Origin of the sequence: Limimaricola pyoseonensis, assembly GCF_900102015.1 — a bacterium.
Lineage (GTDB): Bacteria > Pseudomonadota > Alphaproteobacteria > Rhodobacterales > Rhodobacteraceae > Limimaricola > Limimaricola pyoseonensis.
The window spans coordinates 148,061-169,168 of the sequence record NZ_FNAT01000005.1 but is presented as its reverse complement, the minus strand read 5'-3'; the positions used below and the strand labels follow the sequence as shown (position 1 = coordinate 169,168).

Genomic DNA, 21,108 nt, shown 5'->3' with positions numbered 1-21,108 from the left:
AGGCCATGCGGGGCGCCGGCCGCAGCCCGGGGATCCGAGTGTTTTCGGAGCAAAGTAACCCGATCCCGCGGTCATCGCGCTGCGGCCTACTTTACTCCTGAAATACTCACGGCGACCGGCGGGCCGTCCCGCCCGCCGGTCCGGTCCTTGGCGGCTCAGCCCTTCTCGGACAGCGCCGCCAGCACGCGCGCCCAGCTGCGGATGCCCTTGTGGAAGCTCCGCAGGTCGTATTTCTCGTTCGGGCTGTGGATCAGGTCGTCATCGTTGCCGAAACCGATCAGCATCGAATCCATTCCCAGCTCGGTCTTGAAATAGCCCGCGATCGGGATCGATCCGCCGGCGCCGACGAAGGCCGCCGGGCGCGGCCATTCGGCGCTGAGCGCCTGGCGCGCGGTCTCGAAGGCGGGGTCGTCGGTCGCCATGACGCTCGCGGGCGCGGCGCCGTGCTCGTGGAACTCGACCTTGCAGTCCTCGGGCAGCATCTCGCGCACCCGGGCGCGGAACGCGTCGCGGATCGCCAGCGGGTCCTGCCGACCGACCAGCCGGAAGCTGATCTTGGCGCTGGCCTTCGAGGGCAGCACGGTCTTGAAGCCCGCCCCGGCATAGCCGCCGGCGATGCCGTTCACCTCGCAGGTCGGCCGCGCCCAGAGCATCTCGAGCGGGCCGCGATCCGCTTCGCCCGCGGGCCTGGAGAGGCCCACCGCGCCGAGGAAGCCCTCGGCGTCGAATCCCAGGCCCTCCCACTGCGCGCGCATCTCGTCCGAGATCTCGGGCACGCCGTCGTAGAAGCCGGGCAGGGTGACGCGGCCGTCCTCGTCATGCAGCGAGGCGATGATCCGGCTCAGCACCTTGATCGGGTTCGCCGCCGGGCCGCCATAGGCGCCCGAATGCAGGTCGCGGTCGGGGCCGGTGATAATCACCTCCTCGCCGACGAGGCCGCGCAGCATGGTGGTGATGGCGGGCGTGTCGCGGTCGAAGAGGCCGGTGTCGCAGATCAGCGCGAGGTCGGCGCGCAACTCGTCCGCATGCGCGCGCAAAAACGGCACCAGCGAGGGCGAGCCGGATTCCTCCTCGCCCTCGAACAGGATCGAGACGCGGGCGGGCAGGGCGCCATGCACCGCCACCCAGGCGCGGCAGGCCTCGAGAAAGGTCATCAGCTGGCCCTTGTCGTCCGAGGCGCCGCGGCCGCGGATCACCTTGCCGGCGGGCGTGTCCTCGAGCGCCGGCTCGAAGGGCGGGCTGTCCCACAGCTCGAGCGGGTCGGCCGGCTGCACGTCGTAATGGCCGTAGAACAGCAGGTGGCGCGCGCCCTCACCCATGGTGCCGGTGACCATCGGGTGTCCGGGCGTGTCGCGCCGCGCCGCGTCGACGAAGCCGATCTCCTTCAGATCCTCGACCAGCCAGTCGGCGGCGGCGCGGCACTCGTCGCGATAGGCCGAATCGGTCGAGATGGAGGGGATGCGCAGGAGCCGCAGCAGCCGCTCCACGGCGCTCTCGATATTGGCATCGATATGGGAGAGGACGGGGTCGAGTGTCATGAAAACTCCTGCTAAACTTGGCCGCACAGTGACGGGCGCCCCCGCGGCTGTCCAGCGTCCGCAGGGGTTGCGTGACGCGCAGGGCACCCATGCCGCGGGGCGGCATATTGTAGCGTGTTGTCCGCCCGGGATCGCGCCTATATGGAACTTGACCTGAAGACGGGGCACGCGTCCGCCCGGCCCGCCAGACGAAAAGGGGAACATCGCCCGTGGATTACGAAGCAGGGCTCGACGCCGCCATCGGCAAGCTGCACAGCGAAGGCCGCTACCGCACCTTCATCGACATCGCCCGCCGCAACGGCCAGTTTCCGCATGCCACCTGGCACAAGCCGGACGGCACCGAGGCACCGGTCACGGTCTGGTGCGGCAACGACTATCTCGGCATGGGCCAGCACCCCGTCGTGCTCGCCGCGATGCACGAGGCGCTCGAGGCGGTGGGGGCGGGCTCCGGCGGAACCCGCAACATCTCGGGCACCACGATCTACCACAAGAAGCTCGAGGCCGAGCTGGCCGACCTGCACGGCAAGGAAGCGGCGCTGCTGTTCACCTCGGCCTACATCGCCAACGACGCGACGCTGTCGACGCTGCCGCGGCTGTTTCCCGGGCTGATCATCTACTCCGATGAGCTGAACCACGCCTCGATGATCGAGGGCATCCGCCGCAACGGCGGCGCCAAGCGGGTATTCCGCCACAACGACGTGGCGCATCTGCGCGAGCTTCTGCAGGCCGACGACCCGGCCGCGCCCAAGCTCATCGCCTTCGAGAGCGTCTACTCGATGGATGGCGATTTCGGCCCGATCGCCGAGATCTGCGACCTCGCCGAGGAGTTCGGCGCGCTGACCTATCTCGACGAGGTGCACGCGGTCGGCATGTACGGGCCCCGCGGCGGCGGCGTCTCCGAGCGCGACCGGCTCGCGCACCGGGTCGACATCATCAACGGCACGCTGGGCAAGGCCTACGGCGTGATGGGCGGCTACATCGCGGCCTCGGCCAAGATGGCCGACGCGGTGCGCTCCTACGCCCCGGGCTTCATCTTCACGACCTCGCTGCCGCCGGCGGTGGCGGCCGGCGCGGCGGCGAGCGTCGCGCATCTGAAGACCGACCAGGCGCTGCGCGACGCGCACCAGACCCAGGCGAAGATCCTCAAGACCCGCCTGCGCGGGCTCGGCCTGCCGATCATCGACCATGGCAGCCACATCGTGCCGCTGATGGTGGGCGATCCGGTGCACACCAAGCTCATCTCGGACATGCTGCTGGCCGATCACGGCATCTACGTGCAGCCGATCAACTTCCCGACCGTGCCGCGCGGCACCGAGCGGCTGCGCTTCACCCCGTCGCCGGTGCATGGCCCGCGCGAGATGGATGCGCTGGTGAGGGGATTGGACAGTCTATGGTCGCATTGTGCGCTGAATCGCGCCGAACTCACCGGCTAGCAATATAGCCCCGTGCGGCCGAGTCCGGCCCGTGCTATGATGAACCTTAAGGCCGCCCGGGAGTTGTGCGAAGAACAGCCCCGGAGGGCCGTCGGGGGCGGGCAGAGACGGGAACACTCGATATGATCGGGCGGAGCTTCAGGCGCGCAAGTGTCGCTGAGGAGGCCGAAGTCAAGGGCTTCGACGCCTTCGAACTGCGCTTGGGTGACATGATGCGCGGTGAGCGCGCGACCTTGGGCAAGAGCCTGCTCGACGTGCAGCGCGAGCTGAAGATCAAGGCCGCCTACATCGCCGCGATCGAGAACTCCGACCCCTCCGCCTTCGACACGCCGGGCTTCATCGCGGGCTATGTGCGCTCCTATGCGCGCTACCTGAAGATGGACCCCGACCGCGCCTACGAGACCTTCTGCCGCGAGTCGGGCTTCACCACCGCGCATGGCATGTCGCACGCGGCCAAGCCGCGGGCCGAGGCCGGCGCCGTGCCCTCGAGCAGCCTCGGCAAGGACATCTTCTCCGACGCCGCCACCCCCTTCCTGCCGCCGGCCGAGCGCATCCTCGCCGGCTTCGAGCCGCGGGCGCTGGGCTCGGTGGTGGTGCTGCTCGCGCTTCTGGGCGGGCTCGGCTATGGCGGCTGGTCGATGCTGCAGGAGGTGCAGAAGGTGCGCCTCGCCCCGGTCGAGCAGGTGCCCGAGGTGGTGGCCGAGGTCGACCCGCTGGCCGGCGGCACCCGCCAGGGCGACACGCCCGAAACCGGGATCGAGACCGCCTCGGTGGCGCCGGCGGCGCCCGACGTGCTCGACCGGCTCTACCGTCCGCAGGCGCTCGACCTGCCGGTGATGACCCCGCGCGACGGGCCGATCGCGGCGCTGGTGACCCAGCCGCGCCGCCCCGGCCAGCAGGACACCGCGCCCTCCGACGTGGAGCGCGCGCTGGCCGAGGCCGGTGCGAACGGCGCGGGCGCCAGCCCGATGCTGGCCGCGCTCGACGCCGCACCCGGCGCGACCGAGCCGGAAGTGGCGCTGCCCGAGGTCGCCCTGGCCGAGCTGCCCAGCGTGCAGGTCACCGAGGAGCCCGACCCCAAGGTGCGGATGGTCGCGGTGCGCCCGGCCTGGGTGCGCGTGAACTCCGCCGACGGCACCACGCTCTACGAGGGCATCATGAATGGCGGCGACAGCTGGGAGGTGCCCGCGCTCGAGACGCCGCCCAACGTCCGGGTGGGCGAATCCGGCGCCGTCTACTTCGCCATCGGCGGCCAGCATTACGGCCCGGTCGGCGATCCCGGCGTCGTGACCAAGAACCTCGCCTTGTCGGTGGACAATCTGACCTCCAGCTATCAGGTTGCCGACCTGGAAAGCGACTCGGACCTGGCAGAGCTGGTTCGCGTGGCCGAGGTCGCGTCCGAAGAATGACGCCGCGCCGCTGACCCGCGCGGCCAGATCCGCGAGAGGTCCCGATGTCCCTGCACGCCGTCCGTCCCTGGCGCGAGATCCAGCGCCGCAAGTCGCGCAAGATCATGGTGGGCTCCGTGCCCGTGGGCGGCGACGCCCCGATCTCGGTGCAGACCATGACCAACACCGAGACCACGGACGTGCCCGGCACCATCGCCCAGATCACCCGCGCCGCCGAGGCCGGGGCCGACATCGTCCGGGTCTCGACCCCCGACGAGGACAGCACCCGCGCCCTGAAGGAGATCGTGCGCGAAAGCCCGGTGCCGATCGTCGCGGACATCCATTTCCACTACAAGCGCGCCATCGAGGCGGCCGAGGCGGGCGCCGCCTGCCTGCGGATCAACCCCGGCAACATCGGCGACGCCAAGCGCGTGGCCGAGGTGGTGCGCGCCGCCCGCGACCATGGCTGCTCGATCCGCATCGGCGTCAACGCCGGCTCGCTCGAGCGGCACCTGCTCGAGAAATACGGCGAGCCGTGCCCCGACGCGATGGTCGAAAGCGGCCTCGACCACATCAAGCTTCTGCAGGACCACGACTTCCACGAGTTCAAGATCTCGGTGAAGGCCTCCGACGTGTTCCTTGCCGCCGCCGCCTACCAGCAGCTGGCCGACGCCACCGATGCGCCGATCCATCTGGGCATCACCGAGGCGGGCGGGCTGATGTCCGGCACGATCAAGTCGGCCATCGGCATGGGCAACCTTCTCTGGATGGGCATCGGCGACACGATCCGCGTCAGCCTCTCGGCCGATCCGGTCGAGGAGGTGAAGGTCGGTTTCGAGATGCTGAAGTCGCTCGGCCTGCGCCATCGCGGCGTCAACATCATCTCCTGCCCCTCCTGCGCGCGGCAGGGCTTCGACGTGATCAAGACGGTCGAGACGCTCGAGAAGCGGCTCGAGCACGTCAAGACGCCGATGTCGCTCTCCATCATCGGTTGCGTGGTCAACGGCCCCGGCGAGGCGCTGATGACCGATGTCGGCTTCACCGGCGGCGGCGCCGGCAACGGCATGGTCTACCTTGCAGGCAAGCAGAGCCACCGCATGTCGAACGAGCAGATGGTCGACCACATCGTCGAGCAGGTCGAGAAGAAGGCCGAGGAGATCGAGGCCCGCAACGCCGCCGCGAAGGCCGCGGCCGAGTAGCCCTGACGCGAGGTCACGAGGCGTCGGACGGACCTTGCCGACGCCTCGGCGGAATGCCGCAAATATCTGCGATCGGGCGGCTTTCCGGAGTGAAACCGGATGCCTCGTTCGGCGTTTCTGCTCCATCCCGAGGCCGGGACACCCGGCCCCGAACGATTGGAGACGAATTATGCTGAAGAGCAAACTCCTGATGACCTCCGCGGCCGCGATCCTCGCCGCCGCCCCGGTGCTGGCGCAGACCGCCACCACCACCACCGAAGCCACCGCCAACGCCGAGACGGCGGTTGCGGGCACCACCGCGATGGCCGCGACCGAGCTCAACCTGCGCGCGGGTCCGGGCCCGGACATGGAGATCATCGACGTGATCCCCGCCGATGGCGAGGTGACGGTCGAGGGCTGCCTGGAGAGCGCCAACTGGTGCCAGGTGACGCTGAACGGCACCACCGGCTGGGCCTATGGCGATTACCTGACCGTGCAGCAGGCCGAGGCCGCCGAGCCGGTGATCCTCTACGACAACCGCACCGAGCTCGAGGTCGCCACCGTGACCTACGACAACGAGGCCAATGACGGCGGCGCGGCGCTGGCCGGCGCGGCCACCGCCGCCGGCACCGCCGCCGCGCTGGCGGCCGGCCCGGCCGGCGTGATCGGCGCCGCGGTGATCGGTGCCGCGGCGGGCGACGCGCTCAACCCCGACCAGGAAACCGTGACCTATGTGCGCGAGAACCCGGTCGACCCGGTGCTTCTGCAGGGCGAGGTCGTGGTCGGCGCGACCATCCCGACCGAGGTCGAGCTGACGCCGATCCCGGATGCCGAGTACAGCTACCTCTACCTCAACGGCACCCCGGTGCTGGTCGAGCCCGAGGCGCGCGAGGTGGTCTACATCGTCCGCTGATCCGCCAACGGACTGACGCATGGGGGGCGGCCTTCGGGCCGCCCCTTTCTTTTGGTCGAGACCGGATGATCGGGCAGACCCGGCCCGCCGGGACGTGACAGCCTGTATGGGGCACGCCGCGCCGGCGCCGTCCAGACAGGAGGCCGCCATGTTCCGCCCGATCGCCATCCTTCTCGCCCTTCTTTCCCTCGGCCTCGCGGGGCCCGAGGCCGAGGCGCAGCCCAGCTTCGACTGCGCCCGCGCCGGCACCGCGACCGAGCACGCGATCTGCGGCTCAGGCAGGCTCTCCGCCCTCGACCGCGAGATCGCGGCCGCCTATGCCGCGGCGCGCGGCTCGGCCGGCGCGGCGCAGCGCGAGGCGATCCGGGCCGACCAGCGCTGGTGGCTCGGCGCGCGCGACGGCTGCGGCAACCAACCCGAATGCCTCGAGAAAGTGATGCGGCGGCGGCTCGATGCGCTGCGCGGCATCGATGGCGGCGCGCCGATGCGCGGCGACCTGACCGGTCTCTACTGCCCGAACGAGGCCGCGCATCTTTCCGTGGTCCATCGCGGCGACCGGCTGGATTTCGAGTTCGGCTATTTCGGCGCCAATGGCCATTCCTGCGGCACGCCGCTCATGGCCGGGCGGCGCGCCGGTGACGGCTGGGTGGCGCGGCGGGACGGCTGCGAGCTGGTGCTGCGACAGGTCGGCTCCGAGATCGTGGTCACCACCACCACCTTCGAGGCCTGCCGGCAATTCTGCGGCGCGCGCACCGCGATCCGCGAGTTCCGCGTGCCGCTCAGGAGCCGCAACCCCGCCATCACCGACGTGGCCGGGCACAACTGGTGGGAGCGGGGCTGCTAGTTCAGCGGCTTCTTGAAGCCGACATGGCTGGCCGCGTAGCCCGCCGCCTCATAGAACCGCCGCGCATCGGCGCGGGTGGCGTTGCTGGTCAGTTGCATCAGCGCGCAGCCGGCCGCGCGGGCGCGGGCCTCGGCATCCGCGAGCAGCCGCCGCCCGAGACCCTGGCCGCGCATCTCCGCCGCCACGCGCACGCCCTCGATCTGCGCGCGCCGCGCCGCCGCCAGCGACAGGCCCTGGATGAAGGCCAGCTGGTAACAGGCGACGACCCGCTCGCCCGTCACCGCGACGTAGAGCCGGTTGCCCGGCTCGGCCTGCATCGCGTCGAAGGCGGCGAGGTAGCCCGCCATGTCGCCGGTCTCGCGCCCGCGCCCCAGCGCGTCGTCGGCCAGAAGCGTCACCACCTGCGGCACGTCCTCTCGCTGGGCTTCGCGGAATTCGGTCTTCATGCGCCTGTCCTTCGCTTGCGTGTCATGGCCGTCCGGCCACAGCCGGCGCCCCCCGCAACCGGGCACGGGATCGCATCGGGCGCAAGCGCGTTTGGCCTGCGACAAGCGCGGGCCGCGACGGCCCCCGCAACCCGGAGACAGTTCATGACTTCCCGAATCCTCACCCTCGCCGCCGCAGGCGCGCTCTCCACGCTCGCGCTGCCGGCCTTCGCGCAGGCCACCGCCAGCGCCACCGCCGATCTCAACATCCGTTCGGGCGCGGGCCCGGCCCACGAGGTGGTCGGCATGATCCCCGCCGGGCAGGAGGTCGAGGTGTCCGGCTGCCTCGAGCCCGCCACGTGGTGCGAGGTCACGCATGACGGCGTGACCGGCTGGGCCTCGGGCGGCTACCTGACCGCCATCATCGACACCACGCCGGTCGTGATCTACGAGAGCGCCGACGCCGCCGGGATCACCACGATCACCTACGACCCGACGCTGCCCGACGGCACGGTGACGCTGAACGGCGCGCTGATCGCCGCCGACACCACGGGGCAGGGCGCGCAGGTCGAGATCGACGACGGCGCGATCACCTATCTCAACGACAACCCGGTCGAACCGATCTACCTCGACGGCGAGGTGGTGCTGGGCGCCGGCCTGCCCGAGACGGTGACGCTGACCCCGGTGCCCGAAAGCGCGCTCGCCTACGCCAACATCAACGGCCAGGCGGTACTGGTCGCGCCAGAGACGCGGCGCGTGGCCTATATCGCGCGCTGACACGGAAAGGGGCGGCCCATGGGGCCGCCCCTCACCCCGTCCGTTCGGGTCGGATCACTCCGCGCGCAGCTCGGACACCATCTGCTGCATCTGCTGCAGCGGCAGGTAGCCGCGCAGCATCCGGTCACCCATCACGAAGCTCGGCGTGCCCGAGATCTGCATCGCCTGCGCCAGCTCGTAGTTCTCCTGGATCACCTCGGCGACCTCGCGCGAGCCCATCTTCTCCTGCACGTCGGCGAACTCGATCCCGAGCCCGTCGGCCAGCGCCGAGAGCGAATTCTCGTCGACATCGGCGCGCATGGTCATCAGCGCGTTGTGCGCCTCCTTGTAGGCGTCGTCGCCCTCGAGCATCCGCACCGCCAGCGCGAAGCGCGAGGCCATGAGCGACTGCTCGCCGAGGATCGGGAACTCCTTCAGCACGTAGCGGATGTTGCCGTCGCCCTCGACCAGCTCCTCGACCTCCGGGAAGGCGCGTCGGCAGTAGCCGCACTTGTAGTCCATGAACTCGACCACGGTGATGTCGCCCTCGGGGTTGCCGCCGACCCAGTCGCCCTCGTTCTCGAACAGCGCCTCGGCGTGCTGTTCGATCATCGCGCTGTCGCCCTGCGCGGCGGCCTCGGCCTGGCGCTCGTCGAGCACGGCGATCGCCTCCATCAGCACCTCGGGGTTCTCCAGCAGGTAGGCGCGCACCTCGGCGCGGAACGCCTCGCGCTCGGCGTCGCTCATCGCGTCGAGATCGAGCGCGGCGGCGGGGGCGGCCAGCGCCAGCAGCGCGGGGACGGCGCGGGTGAGATTGCGCAGCATCTGGAATATCCTCTCTCGTGTCGGGGTCGGACAGACCACATCCCGCGCCCCCTGCCAAGCGGGGCCATTGACCTGGGGGGGGCGGGATTGGCACAACCCGGCCGAACCATAGGAGGGGCGAGATGCGGAACTCAAGGCGCGGCCAGGTCGATCCCTTCATCGTGATGGACGTGATGGAGGCCGCAAGGCAGGCCGAGGCGGCGGGCCGCCACATCATCCACATGGAGGTCGGCCAGCCCGGCACCGGCGCGCCGCGCGAGGCGGTCGAGAAGCTCGCGCGCGAGATGCAGGCCGGGCCGATGGGCTACACCGTGGCGCTGGGCCTGCCCGAGCTGCGCGCCCGGATCGCCCGGCATTACGGCGAATGGTACGGCGTCGATCTCGACCCGGCCCGCGTCGTCGTCACATCGGGCGCCTCGGGCGCGTTCCTGCTGAGCTTCACCCAGCTCTTCGACACCGACGCGCGCGTCGGTCTCGGCGCGCCCTGCTACCCGTCCTACCGGCAGATCCTGAAGGCGCTCGACATGACGCCGGTCGACATCCCGACCCGGCTCGCGCACCGGATGCAGCCGGTGCCCGGCGACGTCGCGGCGCACGAACTCGACGGGCTGATCGTCGCCTCGCCCTCGAACCCGGCGGGCACCATGCTCGACCGCGACGGGCTGCGGGCGCTGTCCGACGCCTGCGCCGCGCGCGACGCCGCGCTGATCTCGGACGAGATCTATCACGGGATCGGCGGGCGCGGCGTCTCGGCGCTGGAGGTGACAGACGAGACCCACGTGATCGGCTCCTTCTCCAAGTATTTCTCGATGACCGGCTGGCGCGTCGGCTGGCTGATCGTGCCGCCCGAGCACGTGCGCGGCATCGAGCGGATCGCCCAGAACATGTTCATCTGCACGCCGCACGCCTCGCAGCGGCTGGCGCTGCACGCGATGGACGCGACCGAGGAGCTCGACGCCAACGCCGCCGTCTACGCCCGCAACCGCGAGCTGATGCTGGAGCGGCTGCCGAAAGCGGGCTTCACCCGCTTCGCGCCGCCCGACGGCGCCTTCTACGTCTATGCCGACGTCTCCGCCTTCACCGGTGACAGCCGCGCCTTCGCCGCCGAGATCCTCGATGAGGCGGGCGTCGCGGTGACGCCGGGGCTCGATTTCGACCCCGCGAACGGCCACCGCTGGATGCGCTTCTCCTATGCCCGCTCCACAGCCGACATCGAGGAGGGGCTCGACCGGCTGACCCGCTTCATGGCCGCGAGGGGCCACGCGGAGGCGGGCGCGGCATGACCCCCCGCGGCGGGCGCGGTCCGCGCCTCAGGGGGCTGCTCGCATGCGCGGCGCTGGCGCTGCTGCTGGCCGCGCCCGCCGCCGCGCAGCCCTTTTCCGGCCTCGCCCGACTCGACGTGGCCGAGAGCCATGTCCGCGACGCCCGGCGCGGCGGGCTGGAAGTCGAGCTGGCGCTGAGCCAGCCTGTGCCGTGGCGGGTCTTCACGCTCGACGCGCCGCGAAGGCTGGTGCTGGATTTCGCCGAGGTCGACTGGGCCGGGGCCGACCCGGCGGCGCTGCTCTCGGGCGAGCGCGCGGCCGGGCTGCGGCTGGGGCAGGGGCGGCCGGGCTGGTCGCGGCTGGTGCTCGACCTCGCCGGGCCGATGCTGGTCGAGACGGCCGAGATGCGCGCCGGCGACGGCACGAGCGGCGCGGTGCTGCGGCTGCGGCTCGTCCCCACCGATGCCGAGAGCTTCGCCGCGGCCGCCAAGCCCGCCGACCCGGCCGGCGCGACGCTCGACGCGCCGCTGCCCGAGGCGCCGGGGCCGCTGGTGGTGGCGATCGATCCCGGCCATGGCGGCGTCGATCCGGGCGCGATGCGCGAGGGGCTGGTCGAGGCCGACCTGATGCTGGCGCTGGCGCGCGAGACCGCCGAGGCGATCGACCGCTCGGGCACGATGCGCGCGGTGCTGACCCGCGACGCCGACGCCTTCGTGTCGCTGGCGCAGCGCATGACCATCGCCCGCGCCGCCGGGGCCGACCTGCTCATTTCGCTGCATGCCGACGCGCTGGAGGTGGACGAGGCCTCCGGCGGCGCGGTCTACACCCTGTCGGACGAGGCGCTCGACCGCGCCTCGGCCCGCATGGCCGAGCGCCACCAGCGCGGCGACCTGCTGGCCGGCGTGGACCTGTCGGGGCAGGACGACCGGGTGGCGACCGCGCTGATGGATCTCGCCCGTCTCGACACCGTGCCGCAGAGTGAGCGCCTCGCCGGCGCGCTGATCGAGGGGCTGCGGCAGGCCGGCGCGAAGCTCAACGGCACGCCGCACCGCGCGGCGCCCCTGGCGGTGCTGAACGCGGCCGACTTTCCTTCGGTGCTGGTCGAGGTGGGATTCCTGTCGAATGCCGGCGACCGGATCCGGCTGACCGAGCCCACGGGCCGGGCGGCGATCGTCTCGGGGCTGGTCGCGGGGCTGCAGGCTTGGGCCGCCGAGGAGGCCGCCCGCGCGCCGCTGCGCCGGCGCTGAAACGCGAAACGGCCCGCGCGGTGGCGGGCCGTTCGAAGCGCGTCCGGGCGGTGGCTCAGCCCTTCTTCGGGGCGTCCTCGCGCGGCAGGCCGTCGAAGCGCGCCAGCCAGACCGAGTGCATGCCGCAATCGGGATCCTCGGGGATGAAGGCCAGCGGCTTGAAGCCGTGCATCTCCAGAAGACCCTTGTAGGTCTTGGGGCTGAGGCTTTCGTGGAAGATCGGCTTGCCCGCCACGTCGCCGATCGCGGTGCCGGCCGAGGGGCCGGAGGTGAACATCAGCGCGCAGCCGGGCGCGGCGTGTTCGGCGAAGACCGGGAACATCGCCTGCTGGTCGGGGGCCGCGAGGTGGAAGAAGCTGTCCCATGCCAGGATCGCGTCGAACTTCTCGTTCAGCTTCAGCCCGCGCATGTCGAGATGGAAGGCCCGCGCCTCCGGCAGGTTCTGCTGGAACATCGCCAGCATCGAGCGCGCGGCGTCGACGCCGGTGACCACCGCGCCGCGTTCGGCGAGGTAGGAGGCCAGCGGCTTGCCGCTGCCGCAGCCGAGGTCGAGCACCCGGCGCCGTCCGACATGGCGCGGCGCCGCCGCCAGCATGCGGTCGAGCCAGCGCCGCTCGATCAGGCGGCGGTCGCGCCCCTTGGCCCAGTCCGGACCTGCGGCGTCGTAGGTCGCGATCACGTCGTCGGGCGTGGCGCGGCGGGAAGGTGTCGAGTCGGTGGGCATCATGACCATCGTTTTGGGTTCCCTCGGGCGAAAGGGCAATCCCCTCGCCAAAGCGTGACCCCCTGTTCCGGCGTTTTCGCGCCGATTTCAAGCCTTGCGGTTTTGACCCGACCCGCCGCGAGGCCTATAAGCGCCCGAGCCTTCCCGGAGACCTCCCTTGCTGCGCTTTCTCATGTCCTTCCTCGGCGGCATCTTCTCGATGCTGACGCTCGGCCTCGCCATGGGTGCGCTGACCCTCGGCGCGATCTTCTACGTCTATGGCCGCGACCTGCCCAGCCACGAGGTGCTGGCGCAGTACACGCCGGCGACGATCAGCCGGGTCTATGACGGCGAGGGCCGGATTCTCGACGAGTTCGCCACCGAGCGGCGGCTGTTCACCCCGGCCGAGGAGATCCCCGAGCTGGTCAAGCACGCCTTCGTCTCGGCCGAGGACCAGAACTTCTACCGCCATGGCGGCTTCGACGTGAAGGGCATCGTCGCCGCCGGCGTCGAGGCGGTGCGCTCGCGCGGGCAGGAGCTGCGCGGCGCCTCGACCATCACCCAGCAGGTGATGAAGAACTTCCTGCTCGACGGCTCGCGCACGATCGAGCGCAAGATCAAGGAGCTGATCCTCGCGGTCCGGATCGAGGGCGCGATGGACAAGGAGCGCATCCTCGAGCTGTATCTGAACGAGATCTTCCTCGGGCAAAACTCCTACGGCGTCACCGCCGCCGCGCAGAGCTACTTCAACAAGCCGCTGTCGCGGCTCGCGCCGGGCGAGGCGGCCTATCTCGCGGCGCTGGCGCAGCGGCCCGGCAACCTGCACCCGGTGCGGCAATACGAGGACGCGGTGAACCGCCGCAACTACGTGCTGCGCCGCATGGCCGAGGACGGCTACATCGAGGAGGCGGTCTACCGCGAGGAGCGCGGCCGCCCGCTCAACACCGTGCAGTCGGGCGACATCGACAGCTTCCGCTCGGCGCTGCCGCCGCGCGACTACTTCACCGACGAGATCCGCCGCCAGCTGTCGGCCGAGTTCGGCGAGGAGGAGTTCTTCTCGGGCGGCCTGTCGGTGCGCGCCACCATCGACGACGAGCTGCAGACCGAGGCCGCGCATGCGCTGCAGCGTGCGCTCGAGCAGTACGACCGGGGCTTGGGCCGCTGGCGCGGCACCGGCGAGACGATCCCGGTCGAGACGCTCGGGGACGAGGTCGCATGGCGCAAGGCATTGTCGGAGGCCGACGTGCCGCGCGACGTGACGCTCGAGGGCGAGTGGCGCCCGGCTGTGGTCATGGCGGTCGAGGAGAACCAGCTGCGCCTCGGCATCGAGGGGCTGGCCGATGACGGCAGCGAGCCGCATGTCGTGCCGCGCGACGACATCGCCTGGATGCGCGGCGACTTCTTCGAGAACTTCGAGGTGGGCGACGTGGTGCTGGTGCGCCGGATGACCTCGGACAGCGACGGCAGCTTCATCCGCTGGAGCCTGCGGCAGGTGCCGCAGGTGCAGGGCGCCTTCGCGGCGATGGACGTCAACACCGGCCGGGTGCTCGCCATGCAGGGCGGCTTCTCCTACCAGGACAGCGTGTTCAACCGCGCCACCCAGGCGCAGCGCCAGCCCGGCTCGTCCTTCAAGCCCTTCGTCTATGCCGCCGCGCTCGACAGCGGCTACACGCCCGCGACGATTGTCGTCGACGCGCCGATCGAGATCAACACGCCGCAGGGCATGTGGCGGCCGCAGAACGCCTCGAACCGCTTCTACGGGCCGACGCCGCTGCGCACCGGCATCGAGCAGTCGCGCAACATCATGACGATCCGCCTCGCGCAGGAGGTCGGCATGGACACGGTGGCCGATTACGGCGAGCGCTTCGGCGTCTACGACGATCTCGGCCCCTACCTGTCGAACGCGCTGGGCTCGCAGGAGACGACGCTCTACCAGATGGTCGCGGCCTACGCGATGTTCGCCAATGGCGGCGAGCGGGTCGAGCCGACGCTGGTGGACCGGGTGCAGGACCGCTACGGCCGCACGCTCTACCGCCACGACCAGCGCAACTGCGTCGACTGCACGCTGGCCGCCCTGCCGGCGGGCGAGGCGCCGACGATCCAGTCGAACCGCGAGCGGATCATGAACGCGGTCACCGCCTACCAGCTGACCTCGATGATGGAGGGGGTCGTGCAGCGCGGCACCGCGCGCGGCATCAACCTGCCGGTGCCGATCGCCGGCAAGACCGGCACCACCAACGACGCCAAGGACGTCTGGTTCGTGGGCTTCTCGTCGAACATCGTGGCGGGCTGCTACATCGGCTACGACAACCCGCGCTCGCTGGGTTCGGGCGCCTCGGGCGGCGGCATCTGCGGCCCGGTGTTCGAAAGCTTCATGCGCCGCGCGATCGACCGCTTCGGCGGCACCCAGTTCCCGGTCCCCGACGAGTGCCAGTTCATCAAGATCGACCGCTTTTCCGGCGCGCGTCTGCCCGACAGCGCCTCGGGCGACAACGTGATCTCGGAATGCTTCCGCATCGGCGAGGAGCCGCTCTTCGGCGTGGCCTTCGACGGCGGCTTCGAGATGTCGGGCGACCTGCCGCTCTATGACGAGGTCGGCGGTTCGCAGCCGGCCAAGCAGGTCACCAAGTCGACCGGCGGCACCGCCACGGTCGGCCCCAAGGCCAGCTTCGGCACGCTGTCCTCGGGCGGGCTCTACTAGGCTTCGGCGCGCCGTCACGCGGCGCGCCCGGCTTGCCGGGAGCCGAGGGGCGCGCTATCACGCCCCTCAATTCCGCCATTGCGAGAGAACCGATCATGCGCGCAGAGACGCAAGCCAACATCGCCGCCATCGAGAAGTCGCTCGCGCTGCTGGCCAAGCGCATGGACCGCGAGACCGCGGCGCACCGGCTCGAGGAGTTCGACGCCCGGGTCGAGGACCCGACGCTGTGGGACGACCCGGCCGCGGCGCAGAAGCTGATGCGCGAGCGGCAGATGCTGGTCGACAAGATCGGCACCTATGATTCGATCGCCCAGCAGCTCAAGGACAATGCCGAGCTGATCGAGATGGGCGAGATGGAGGGTGACGAGGAGATCGTGGCCGAGGCCGAGGCGGCGCTGAAGTCGCTGCGCGAGGCCGCCCGCGCCAAGGAGCTCGAGGCGCTGCTCGACGGCGAGGCCGACGGCAACGACACCTTCCTCGAGATCAATGCCGGCGCGGGCGGCACCGAGGCCTGCGACTGGGCGCAGATGCTGCAGCGCATGTATGTGCGCTGGGCCGAGAAGCGTGGCTACGAAGTCGAGATGCAGTCCGAGGAGGCCGGCGGCGAGGCCGGCATCAAGTCGGTCGCCTACAAGATCACCGGCCCCAACGCCTATGGCTGGCTGAAATCCGAGAGCGGCGTGCACCGGCTGGTGCGCATCTCGCCCTTCGGCAAGGGCACGCGCGAGACCTCCTTCGCCTCGGTCTGGGTCTACCCGGTGGTCGACGACAACATCGAGATCGAGGTGAACCCCTCCGACATCCGGGTCGACACCTACCGTTCCTCGGGCGCGGGCGGCCAGCACGTGAACACCACCGACTCGGCGGTGCGGATCACCCACCTGCCCACGGGCATCGTCGTGACCTCGTCGGAGAAGTCGCAGCACCAGAACCGCGACATCGCGATGAAGGCGCTGAAGTCGCGGCTCTACCAGCAGGAGCTCGACCGCCGCAACGCCGAGATCAACGCCCAGCACGACGCCAAGGGCGATGCCGGCTGGGGCAACCAGATCCGCTCCTACGTGCTGCAGCCCTACCAGATGGTGAAGGACCTGCGCACCGGCCACGAGACCTCGGACACGCAGGGCGTGCTCGACGGCGATCTCGACGGCTTCATGGCGGCGACGCTGGCGGGGCAGGTCTCGGGCAAGAGCCGCGCCGAGGCGACATCCGAGGACTGACGCCCCGACTTCACTCCCGAAATACTCCGGGGTCCGGGGCGGAGCCCCGGTCCCGCATCTGCCCCTTCGCGCGCCGCGTCTTGCCCGGCCGGCCCGCGCCTCCCTAGACTGGCGCGGGGGAGGAAAGCCGATGAAGGTGCTGATCTGCGGCGCCGGACCGACCGGTCTCACCGCCGGGGTGGAGCTGGCCCGGCGCGGCGTCGAGGTGACGGTGTTCGAGAAGCGCACCGCGCCCTCGCCGCTGTCGCGCGCGGTCGGCATCAACCCCGAAAGCCTGCAGCGGCTGGAGCCCTCCGGCGTCACCGCCGCGCTCCTGGCGGAAGGTGTCAGTTATCGCGGCCTCGTGCTCTACCGCGGCGACCGGGTCTGGACCACGCTCGATTTCGACGCCGCCCGGCCCGAGCGCTTCGGCCGGCGCCACATGTTCGGCCTGCCGCAGGACCGCACAGAGGCGATCCTCGCCGCCGCGCTCGAGCGCCATGGCGGCACCTTGCGGCGCGGCTGCGAGGTGACGGGCGTGGCGCAGGACGAAGGCGGCGTCCGGGTGACGCTGTCGGATGGCAGCGAGGCGCGGGGCGGCTGGCTGGTGGGCGCCGACGGCACGCATAGCCGGGTGCGCGAGGCCGTGGCGATCGGCTATCCCGGCCACCGCCTGCCGGATGTCTGGTCGATCGCCGACATCGACGCGCCCGGCTGGCCGCATCGCGACCGCGTGGCGCTGGCGCTCTTGCCCGAGGGCCGCCTGGCCGCCGTGGTGCCTCTGGGCGGCGCGCGGGTGCGGATGATCTCCAACACCGAGGACGCGCTCGCCGCCGAGCCGTTCGGCGTCACGGTCGCGGCGCGGCATGACAGCGGCCAGTTCCGCGTCGCGCTGCGCATGGCCGAGCGGTTCCGGGCGGGGCGGGTGCTTCTGGCGGGCGACGCGGCGCATTCGCATTCGCCGGCGGGCGGGCGCGGCATGAATCTCGGCATCGCCGATGCCTGCGAACTGGCCGAGCGGCTGGTGGTGGGCGAGATCGACGGCTATGGCGCGGCGCGCCGGCGCGCGGACGCCCGGATCATCGCCGGGGCCGAACGGATGCGCCGCGTGGTGACCGCGCGCAGCCACGCGGCGCGGCTGGCGACGCTGGGCCTGTTGCGGCTGGCGACGACGCTGCCGCCGCTCAGGGCGCGGCTGGCGTCGAACTTCCTCTACGGCTGAAACGGAAACGGGCGCCCCGGTCTCCCGGCGCGCCCGTCATCCCGTGATCCCGAAGGTCCGCGTCAGCTCTGCTCGTCCAGCGAGGGCTTCGGCAGCGGCTTCGGCGTGCCGGTGTTGTTCAGCGGGTCGTCCTGCCGCTGCACCGAGCCCTCGAAATGCGCGCCGCTCTCGATCGCGATGGTCTTGTGGATGATGTCGCCCTCGACCCGGGCGGTCGAGGTGAGGCGGACCTTGAGGCCGCGCACCCGGCCGACGATGCGGCCATTGATCACCACGTCGTCGGCGACCAGTTCGCCCTTGACGGTGGCGCCCTCGCCGACGGTCAGCAGGTGGGCGCGGATGTCGCCCTCGATCTGGCCTTCGACCTGGATGTCACCGGTGGTCTTGATGTTGCCCTTGATGTGCAGGTCGGCCGACAGCACCGAGGCGGGCGGCTTGGCCTTGGGGGCGGCGGGGCGGTAGTCTTGCTGGCCCTGCGGCTGCGCGGGCTTGGTCGGCGCGTCCATCTGGGGGGTCCCTTCGGCTGTCCTCGGTCCGGGCTCGTTGATCTTGCTCTTAGAAAACATCTTTTCCAGCTCGTATGTAGGTCATGGGATTGACGGGAGTCCCCCCGACGCGCACCTCGTAATGGAGGTGGGGTCCGGTCGATCGTCCGGAGTTGCCCATATCACCGATCCGATCGCCGCGCGATACCCTTTGGCCGACCTTGACCCGGATCTTGTTCAGGTGCGCGTAACGGGTCTCGATCCCGAACTCGTGCTGGATCTTGATCAGGCGGCCATAGCCCGAGGCCCAGCCCGCCTCGGTCACCACGCCGTCGGCGGTGGCGACCACGGGGGTGCCGATCGGGGCCGCGAAATCGGCACCGGCATGCAGCCGGCCCCAGCGCTGGCCGAAGCCGCTGGTGAAGCGGTAGGAGGCGTTCACCGGGTTGCCGAAGGGCGCCTTCTCGGCGGCGATGCGGTAGAGGTTGATCTCGTCCATCCGGTCGAGCAGGGCGTTGGCGCGCTCGGCGTCATGCGCGCCGTGGCCGGCATGGCCGCCCATGGTCGAGAACTGGATCGGCGTCAGCGCGCCGCCGCCGATGCCGGAATAGCCCTTGCGGACCTGCTTGAGCATGCTGTCGGGGTCCATGCCGGCGGCGCGGAACATGTCGCCCAGCGGCTCGACCGAGACGGTCATCGCCTCCTCGAGCTTGCGGAAGATCTCGTCGTTGCGCTCGGTCATCAGCCGCAGCTCGAGCTGCAGCTCGTTGGCCTGCTCGAAGGCCAGCTCGGCGTCCTCGGCGAGGCTGTCGCGCTCCTCGGCGGTGTCGGCCAGCGCGCCCGACAGGATGTCGAGCGTGTTCTCGATCGCCTGCGCGTCGGCGCCGCCGGGCAGGCTGCCGCCCTCGGCCAGCGCCAGTTCGAGCCGCTCGGCCGCCTCGCGCGCGGTCTCGCGCTCGAGCATGGTGCGGCGCAGCGCGCCCTGCACCACGCCGAGGCCGGTTTCCATCTCGCGCGAGCGCTCTTCCGAGGCCAGAAGCTCGCTCTGCATGTTCGAGATGGTCTCCAGCGCGGCGGAGAAACGCTCCTGCGCGGCGGCGGCTTCGCTGGCGCGCAGGTCGCGCTCCTGCGACAGGGCGTTCAGCCGCTCCTCGTAGATCATCTGGTCGCGCTGCGCCTGGGCGCGGAAATTGCCCGCCCCGATCGAATCCATCAGCACGATCGCGGTGGCGGTGATGGTCCATCCCACGGTGAGCGTCGCGCCCGCCCATGCGACCAGCTGGGTCGAGGGGTGCAGCCGGATGAACCGGGTCTCGGTGTCGGAGCGCAGGAAGAGACGCTTCTCGGGAAACCGGCGCTCGAGCGCCGCGTGAAGTTTCTGTGCCAGCTTGATCCGCACCCGTCTGTCCCCGTGTTGCCCCGGTCACAGCCTCCCATTTTTCGAGAGTGCCGCCACGGAGGTGTTACCGACCGGGTCCCGGCCTCGCAACAGCTTTGGCCGGGATCGGGGGCGCTCAGCCGACCATGGCCCAAAAGTGGCGGATTCCCGCCGAAACCGAAGCCCGTGTGGCACTGTTGCGTCAGTGCAACTCTCGAATTCGCTTGCCTTTTTCAGCGACGGCCCTGCTCGGCCTCCTCGGCGAGCGGCCAGTAGAAGTCGGGCGGCAGCCCGGCCTCGGCGCGCTTTTCCTCGTTGAAGGGCGGCTTGAGCTTGGCGTGGAAATGCCGGCGCACGAGGTCGCGGAACACCGGCGCGGGGTCGAGGTCGTGCCGCCCGCACAGGAAATGGAACCACTTCGAGCCGTAGGAGACGTGGTGGACTTCCTCTGCGTAAATGATCTCGAGCGCCGCGACGGTGTCGGGATCGCCGGCCTTGCGGAAGATGTCGATCATGCCCGGCGTCACGTCGAGCCCGCGCGCCTCGAGCACCATCGGCACCACCGCGAGCCGCGCCATCAGGTCGCCCGCCGTGTCTTCGGCCGCGCGCCACATGCCGGCATGGGCGGGCAGGGCGCCGTAATGGCTGCCCAAGCTCTCCAGCCGGTCGCAGAGCAGGTTGAAGTGCTTCGATTCCTCGTCCGCCGCCTGCACCCAGTCGTCGAAATAGCCCATGGGCAGCGGCGTCGCGGCGAAGCGCGCCACCGCGTCCCAGTGCAGGTCGACGGCGTTCAGCTCGATATGCGCGACGGCGTGGATCAGCGCGATCCGGCCATGCTCGGAGCCGGGCCGGCGCTTGGGCATGTCGCGCGGCGCCAGAAGCTCGGGCCGCGCCGGCCGGGCCGGGCGGTCGGGCGGCGTCGCGCCGCCGATCTCCAGCGGCGTGCCCGCCGCGCGGCTGTCGCGCCAGAGCTTCGCCGCCGCGTGGCTGCGCGCGGTCTTCTCGCGCCCGTCGGCGGTGCTCAGCACCTCGACCGCCAGCTCGGTGAGCGTCGGGCTCATAGCGCGCGCACCGCGTCGAGGACCTCCTCGGCATGGCCCGCGACCTTCACCTTGGGCCAGACCTTCGCGACCTTGCCCTCGGCGTCGATCAGGAAGGTGGCGCGCTGGATGCCCATGAAGGTCTTGCCGTACATCTTCTTCTCGACCCAGACGCCGTAGCGCTCGGACACGTCGCTCTCGGCATCCGACAGAAGCGCCACGGCGAGGCCGTACTTGTCGCGGAACTTCTCGTGCTTGGCGATGCTGTCCTTCGACACGCCCAGCACCCGCGCCCCGGCAAGCTGGAACTCGGGCATGTGCTCGGTGAAGCCCTGCGCCTCCTTGGTGCAGCCCGAGGTGTCGTCGCGCGGGTAGAAATACAGCACCACCGGTGCGCCGCGATGCGCCGAGAGGCTGACCTCCTCGCCGCCGTCGCGCGGCAGGGTGAAGTCGGGGGCGTCCTGTCCCGGTTCCGGCATCTGGTGGCTCATGGCGCGTCCTCTCGCTCGTGATCGGCAGGCGGTGGTCACCGCCGTCAGAGGACTCTACGGTGGGGGCGAGGAAATCAAGG

19 protein-coding genes are annotated in these 21,108 nt (G+C 70.8%); 11 read left to right on the top strand and 8 right to left on the bottom strand.

The annotated features are described in order from the left end of the window. Nucleotides 1-155: 155 nt before the first annotated feature. Nucleotides 156-1,538, bottom strand: a complete 1,383-nt coding sequence (locus BLT43_RS12585) for a M20/M25/M40 family metallo-hydrolase (protein WP_090113368.1) — start codon at nt 1,536-1,538, stop codon at nt 156-158. Between the two features lie 209 nt (nt 1,539-1,747). Between BLT43_RS12585 and hemA the strand changes: the two genes are divergently transcribed. From hemA to BLT43_RS12560, 5 genes are all read left to right on the top strand, one after another. Beyond that, complete coding sequence (gene hemA, locus BLT43_RS12580; protein WP_090113367.1) at nt 1,748-2,971, top strand: 5-aminolevulinate synthase; 1,224 nt, start codon at nt 1,748-1,750, stop codon at nt 2,969-2,971. 122 nt (nt 2,972-3,093) lie between these two features. Continuing rightward, on the top strand, nt 3,094-4,380 hold the full coding sequence (locus BLT43_RS12575; protein ID WP_090113364.1) for a helix-turn-helix domain-containing protein: 1,287 nt from the start codon (nt 3,094-3,096) through the stop codon (nt 4,378-4,380). A gap of 44 nt (nt 4,381-4,424) precedes the next feature. Then, entirely contained in the window at nt 4,425-5,558 is a 1,134-nt protein-coding gene (gene ispG, locus BLT43_RS12570; RefSeq protein WP_090113362.1) for a flavodoxin-dependent (E)-4-hydroxy-3-methylbut-2-enyl-diphosphate synthase, read from the top strand. Between the two features lie 169 nt (nt 5,559-5,727). Beyond that, nucleotides 5,728-6,450 (top strand): DUF1236 domain-containing protein, encoded by a 723-nt coding sequence (locus BLT43_RS12565; protein WP_090113360.1) that lies wholly within the window; start codon nt 5,728-5,730, stop codon nt 6,448-6,450. 148 nt (nt 6,451-6,598) lie between these two features. Then, the gene (locus tag BLT43_RS12560) at nt 6,599-7,294 is read left to right on the top strand and encodes a lysozyme inhibitor LprI family protein (protein ID WP_090113359.1); all 696 of its coding nucleotides are present in this window, start codon (nt 6,599-6,601) and stop codon (nt 7,292-7,294) included. On the opposite strand, the gene BLT43_RS12555 is transcribed toward BLT43_RS12560, so the two are convergent. Next, nucleotides 7,291-7,740, bottom strand: coding sequence for a GNAT family N-acetyltransferase (locus BLT43_RS12555; protein ID WP_090113358.1), 450 nt, complete (start codon nt 7,738-7,740; stop codon nt 7,291-7,293). The two genes, BLT43_RS12560 and BLT43_RS12555, sit on opposite strands and share 4 nt — an antisense overlap. Nucleotides 7,741-7,884: 144 nt before the next feature. Between BLT43_RS12555 and BLT43_RS12550 the strand changes: the two genes are divergently transcribed. Beyond that, nucleotides 7,885-8,496 (top strand): SH3 domain-containing protein, encoded by a 612-nt coding sequence (locus BLT43_RS12550; RefSeq protein WP_090113357.1) that lies wholly within the window; start codon nt 7,885-7,887, stop codon nt 8,494-8,496. 54 nt (nt 8,497-8,550) lie between these two features. Here the strand turns inward: BLT43_RS12550 and BLT43_RS12545 are convergent, their stop codons facing one another. Beyond that, nucleotides 8,551-9,300, bottom strand: coding sequence for a DsbA family protein (locus BLT43_RS12545; protein WP_090113356.1), 750 nt, complete (start codon nt 9,298-9,300; stop codon nt 8,551-8,553). A gap of 122 nt (nt 9,301-9,422) precedes the next feature. Here BLT43_RS12545 and BLT43_RS12540 point away from each other — a divergent pair, with 122 nt between their 5' ends. Together BLT43_RS12540 and BLT43_RS12535 are read left to right on the top strand one after the other, a co-directional pair. Further along, on the top strand, nt 9,423-10,583 hold the full coding sequence (locus tag BLT43_RS12540) for a pyridoxal phosphate-dependent aminotransferase (RefSeq protein ID WP_090113355.1): 1,161 nt from the start codon (nt 9,423-9,425) through the stop codon (nt 10,581-10,583). Continuing rightward, a complete protein-coding gene (locus BLT43_RS12535) occupies nt 10,580-11,809 on the top strand; it encodes an N-acetylmuramoyl-L-alanine amidase (RefSeq protein ID WP_090113354.1) in 1,230 nt (409 codons plus the stop codon). The genes BLT43_RS12540 and BLT43_RS12535 overlap by 4 nt, the downstream gene beginning before the upstream one ends. Before the next feature lie 55 nt (nt 11,810-11,864). On the opposite strand, the gene BLT43_RS12530 is transcribed toward BLT43_RS12535, so the two are convergent. Continuing rightward, the gene (locus tag BLT43_RS12530; RefSeq protein WP_242652293.1) at nt 11,865-12,536 is read right to left on the bottom strand and encodes a class I SAM-dependent methyltransferase; all 672 of its coding nucleotides are present in this window, start codon (nt 12,534-12,536) and stop codon (nt 11,865-11,867) included. Nucleotides 12,537-12,690: 154 nt separating this feature from the next. On the opposite strand from BLT43_RS12530, the gene BLT43_RS12525 reads away from it, so the two are divergent. From BLT43_RS12525 to BLT43_RS12515, 3 genes are all read left to right on the top strand, one after another. Beyond that, entirely contained in the window at nt 12,691-15,213 is a 2,523-nt protein-coding gene (locus BLT43_RS12525) for a penicillin-binding protein 1A (RefSeq protein WP_165612607.1), read from the top strand. Between the two features lie 95 nt (nt 15,214-15,308). After that, nucleotides 15,309-16,433: a peptide chain release factor 2 gene (gene prfB / locus BLT43_RS12520; protein WP_090113353.1), complete on the top strand. Its 1,125-nt coding sequence runs from the start codon at nt 15,309-15,311 to the stop codon at nt 16,431-16,433. 130 nt (nt 16,434-16,563) lie between these two features. After that, a complete protein-coding gene (locus BLT43_RS12515) occupies nt 16,564-17,634 on the top strand; it encodes an FAD-dependent oxidoreductase (protein ID WP_090113352.1) in 1,071 nt (356 codons plus the stop codon). A 62-nt stretch (nt 17,635-17,696) separates the two neighbouring features. Here the strand turns inward: BLT43_RS12515 and BLT43_RS12510 are convergent, their stop codons facing one another. From BLT43_RS12510 to bcp, 4 genes are all read right to left on the bottom strand, one after another. Further along, nucleotides 17,697-18,200, bottom strand: coding sequence for a bactofilin family protein (locus BLT43_RS12510; protein WP_090113351.1), 504 nt, complete (start codon nt 18,198-18,200; stop codon nt 17,697-17,699). Further along, entirely contained in the window at nt 18,190-19,518 is a 1,329-nt protein-coding gene (locus tag BLT43_RS12505; RefSeq protein WP_090113350.1) for a M23 family metallopeptidase, read from the bottom strand. The genes BLT43_RS12510 and BLT43_RS12505 overlap by 11 nt, the downstream gene beginning before the upstream one ends. A 212-nt stretch (nt 19,519-19,730) precedes the next feature. Continuing rightward, nucleotides 19,731-20,558: a ferritin-like domain-containing protein gene (locus tag BLT43_RS12500; protein WP_090113349.1), complete on the bottom strand. Its 828-nt coding sequence runs from the start codon at nt 20,556-20,558 to the stop codon at nt 19,731-19,733. After that, nucleotides 20,555-21,028, bottom strand: a complete 474-nt coding sequence (gene bcp / locus BLT43_RS12495) for a thioredoxin-dependent thiol peroxidase (protein ID WP_423222127.1) — start codon at nt 21,026-21,028, stop codon at nt 20,555-20,557. The genes BLT43_RS12500 and bcp overlap by 4 nt, the downstream gene beginning before the upstream one ends. Nucleotides 21,029-21,108: the final 80 nt, after the last annotated feature.

Bases quoted from the DNA above. Each gene is read 5' to 3' on its own strand.
- prfB (WP_090113353.1), top strand. From the start codon at position 15,309: ATGCGCGCAGAGACGCAAGCCAACATCGCCGCCATCGAGAAGTCGCTC.
- BLT43_RS12555 (WP_090113358.1), bottom strand. From the start codon at position 7,740: ATGAAGACCGAATTCCGCGAAGCCCAGCGAGAGGACGTGCCGCAGGTG.
- ispG (WP_090113362.1), top strand. From the start codon at position 4,425: ATGTCCCTGCACGCCGTCCGTCCCTGGCGCGAGATCCAGCGCCGCAAG.
- BLT43_RS12560 (WP_090113359.1), top strand. From the start codon at position 6,599: ATGTTCCGCCCGATCGCCATCCTTCTCGCCCTTCTTTCCCTCGGCCTC.
- BLT43_RS12545 (WP_090113356.1), bottom strand. From the start codon at position 9,300: ATGCTGCGCAATCTCACCCGCGCCGTCCCCGCGCTGCTGGCGCTGGCC.
- BLT43_RS12550 (WP_090113357.1), top strand. From the start codon at position 7,885: ATGACTTCCCGAATCCTCACCCTCGCCGCCGCAGGCGCGCTCTCCACG.
- BLT43_RS12585 (WP_090113368.1), bottom strand. From the start codon at position 1,538: ATGACACTCGACCCCGTCCTCTCCCATATCGATGCCAATATCGAGAGC.
- BLT43_RS12500 (WP_090113349.1), bottom strand. From the start codon at position 20,558: ATGAGCCCGACGCTCACCGAGCTGGCGGTCGAGGTGCTGAGCACCGCC.
- bcp (WP_423222127.1), bottom strand. From the start codon at position 21,028: ATGAGCCACCAGATGCCGGAACCGGGACAGGACGCCCCCGACTTCACC.
- BLT43_RS12575 (WP_090113364.1), top strand. From the start codon at position 3,094: ATGATCGGGCGGAGCTTCAGGCGCGCAAGTGTCGCTGAGGAGGCCGAA.
- BLT43_RS12530 (WP_242652293.1), bottom strand. From the start codon at position 12,536: ATGATGCCCACCGACTCGACACCTTCCCGCCGCGCCACGCCCGACGAC.
- BLT43_RS12540 (WP_090113355.1), top strand. From the start codon at position 9,423: ATGCGGAACTCAAGGCGCGGCCAGGTCGATCCCTTCATCGTGATGGAC.
- BLT43_RS12535 (WP_090113354.1), top strand. From the start codon at position 10,580: ATGACCCCCCGCGGCGGGCGCGGTCCGCGCCTCAGGGGGCTGCTCGCA.
- BLT43_RS12510 (WP_090113351.1), bottom strand. From the start codon at position 18,200: ATGTTTTCTAAGAGCAAGATCAACGAGCCCGGACCGAGGACAGCCGAA.
- BLT43_RS12565 (WP_090113360.1), top strand. From the start codon at position 5,728: ATGCTGAAGAGCAAACTCCTGATGACCTCCGCGGCCGCGATCCTCGCC.
- BLT43_RS12515 (WP_090113352.1), top strand. From the start codon at position 16,564: ATGAAGGTGCTGATCTGCGGCGCCGGACCGACCGGTCTCACCGCCGGG.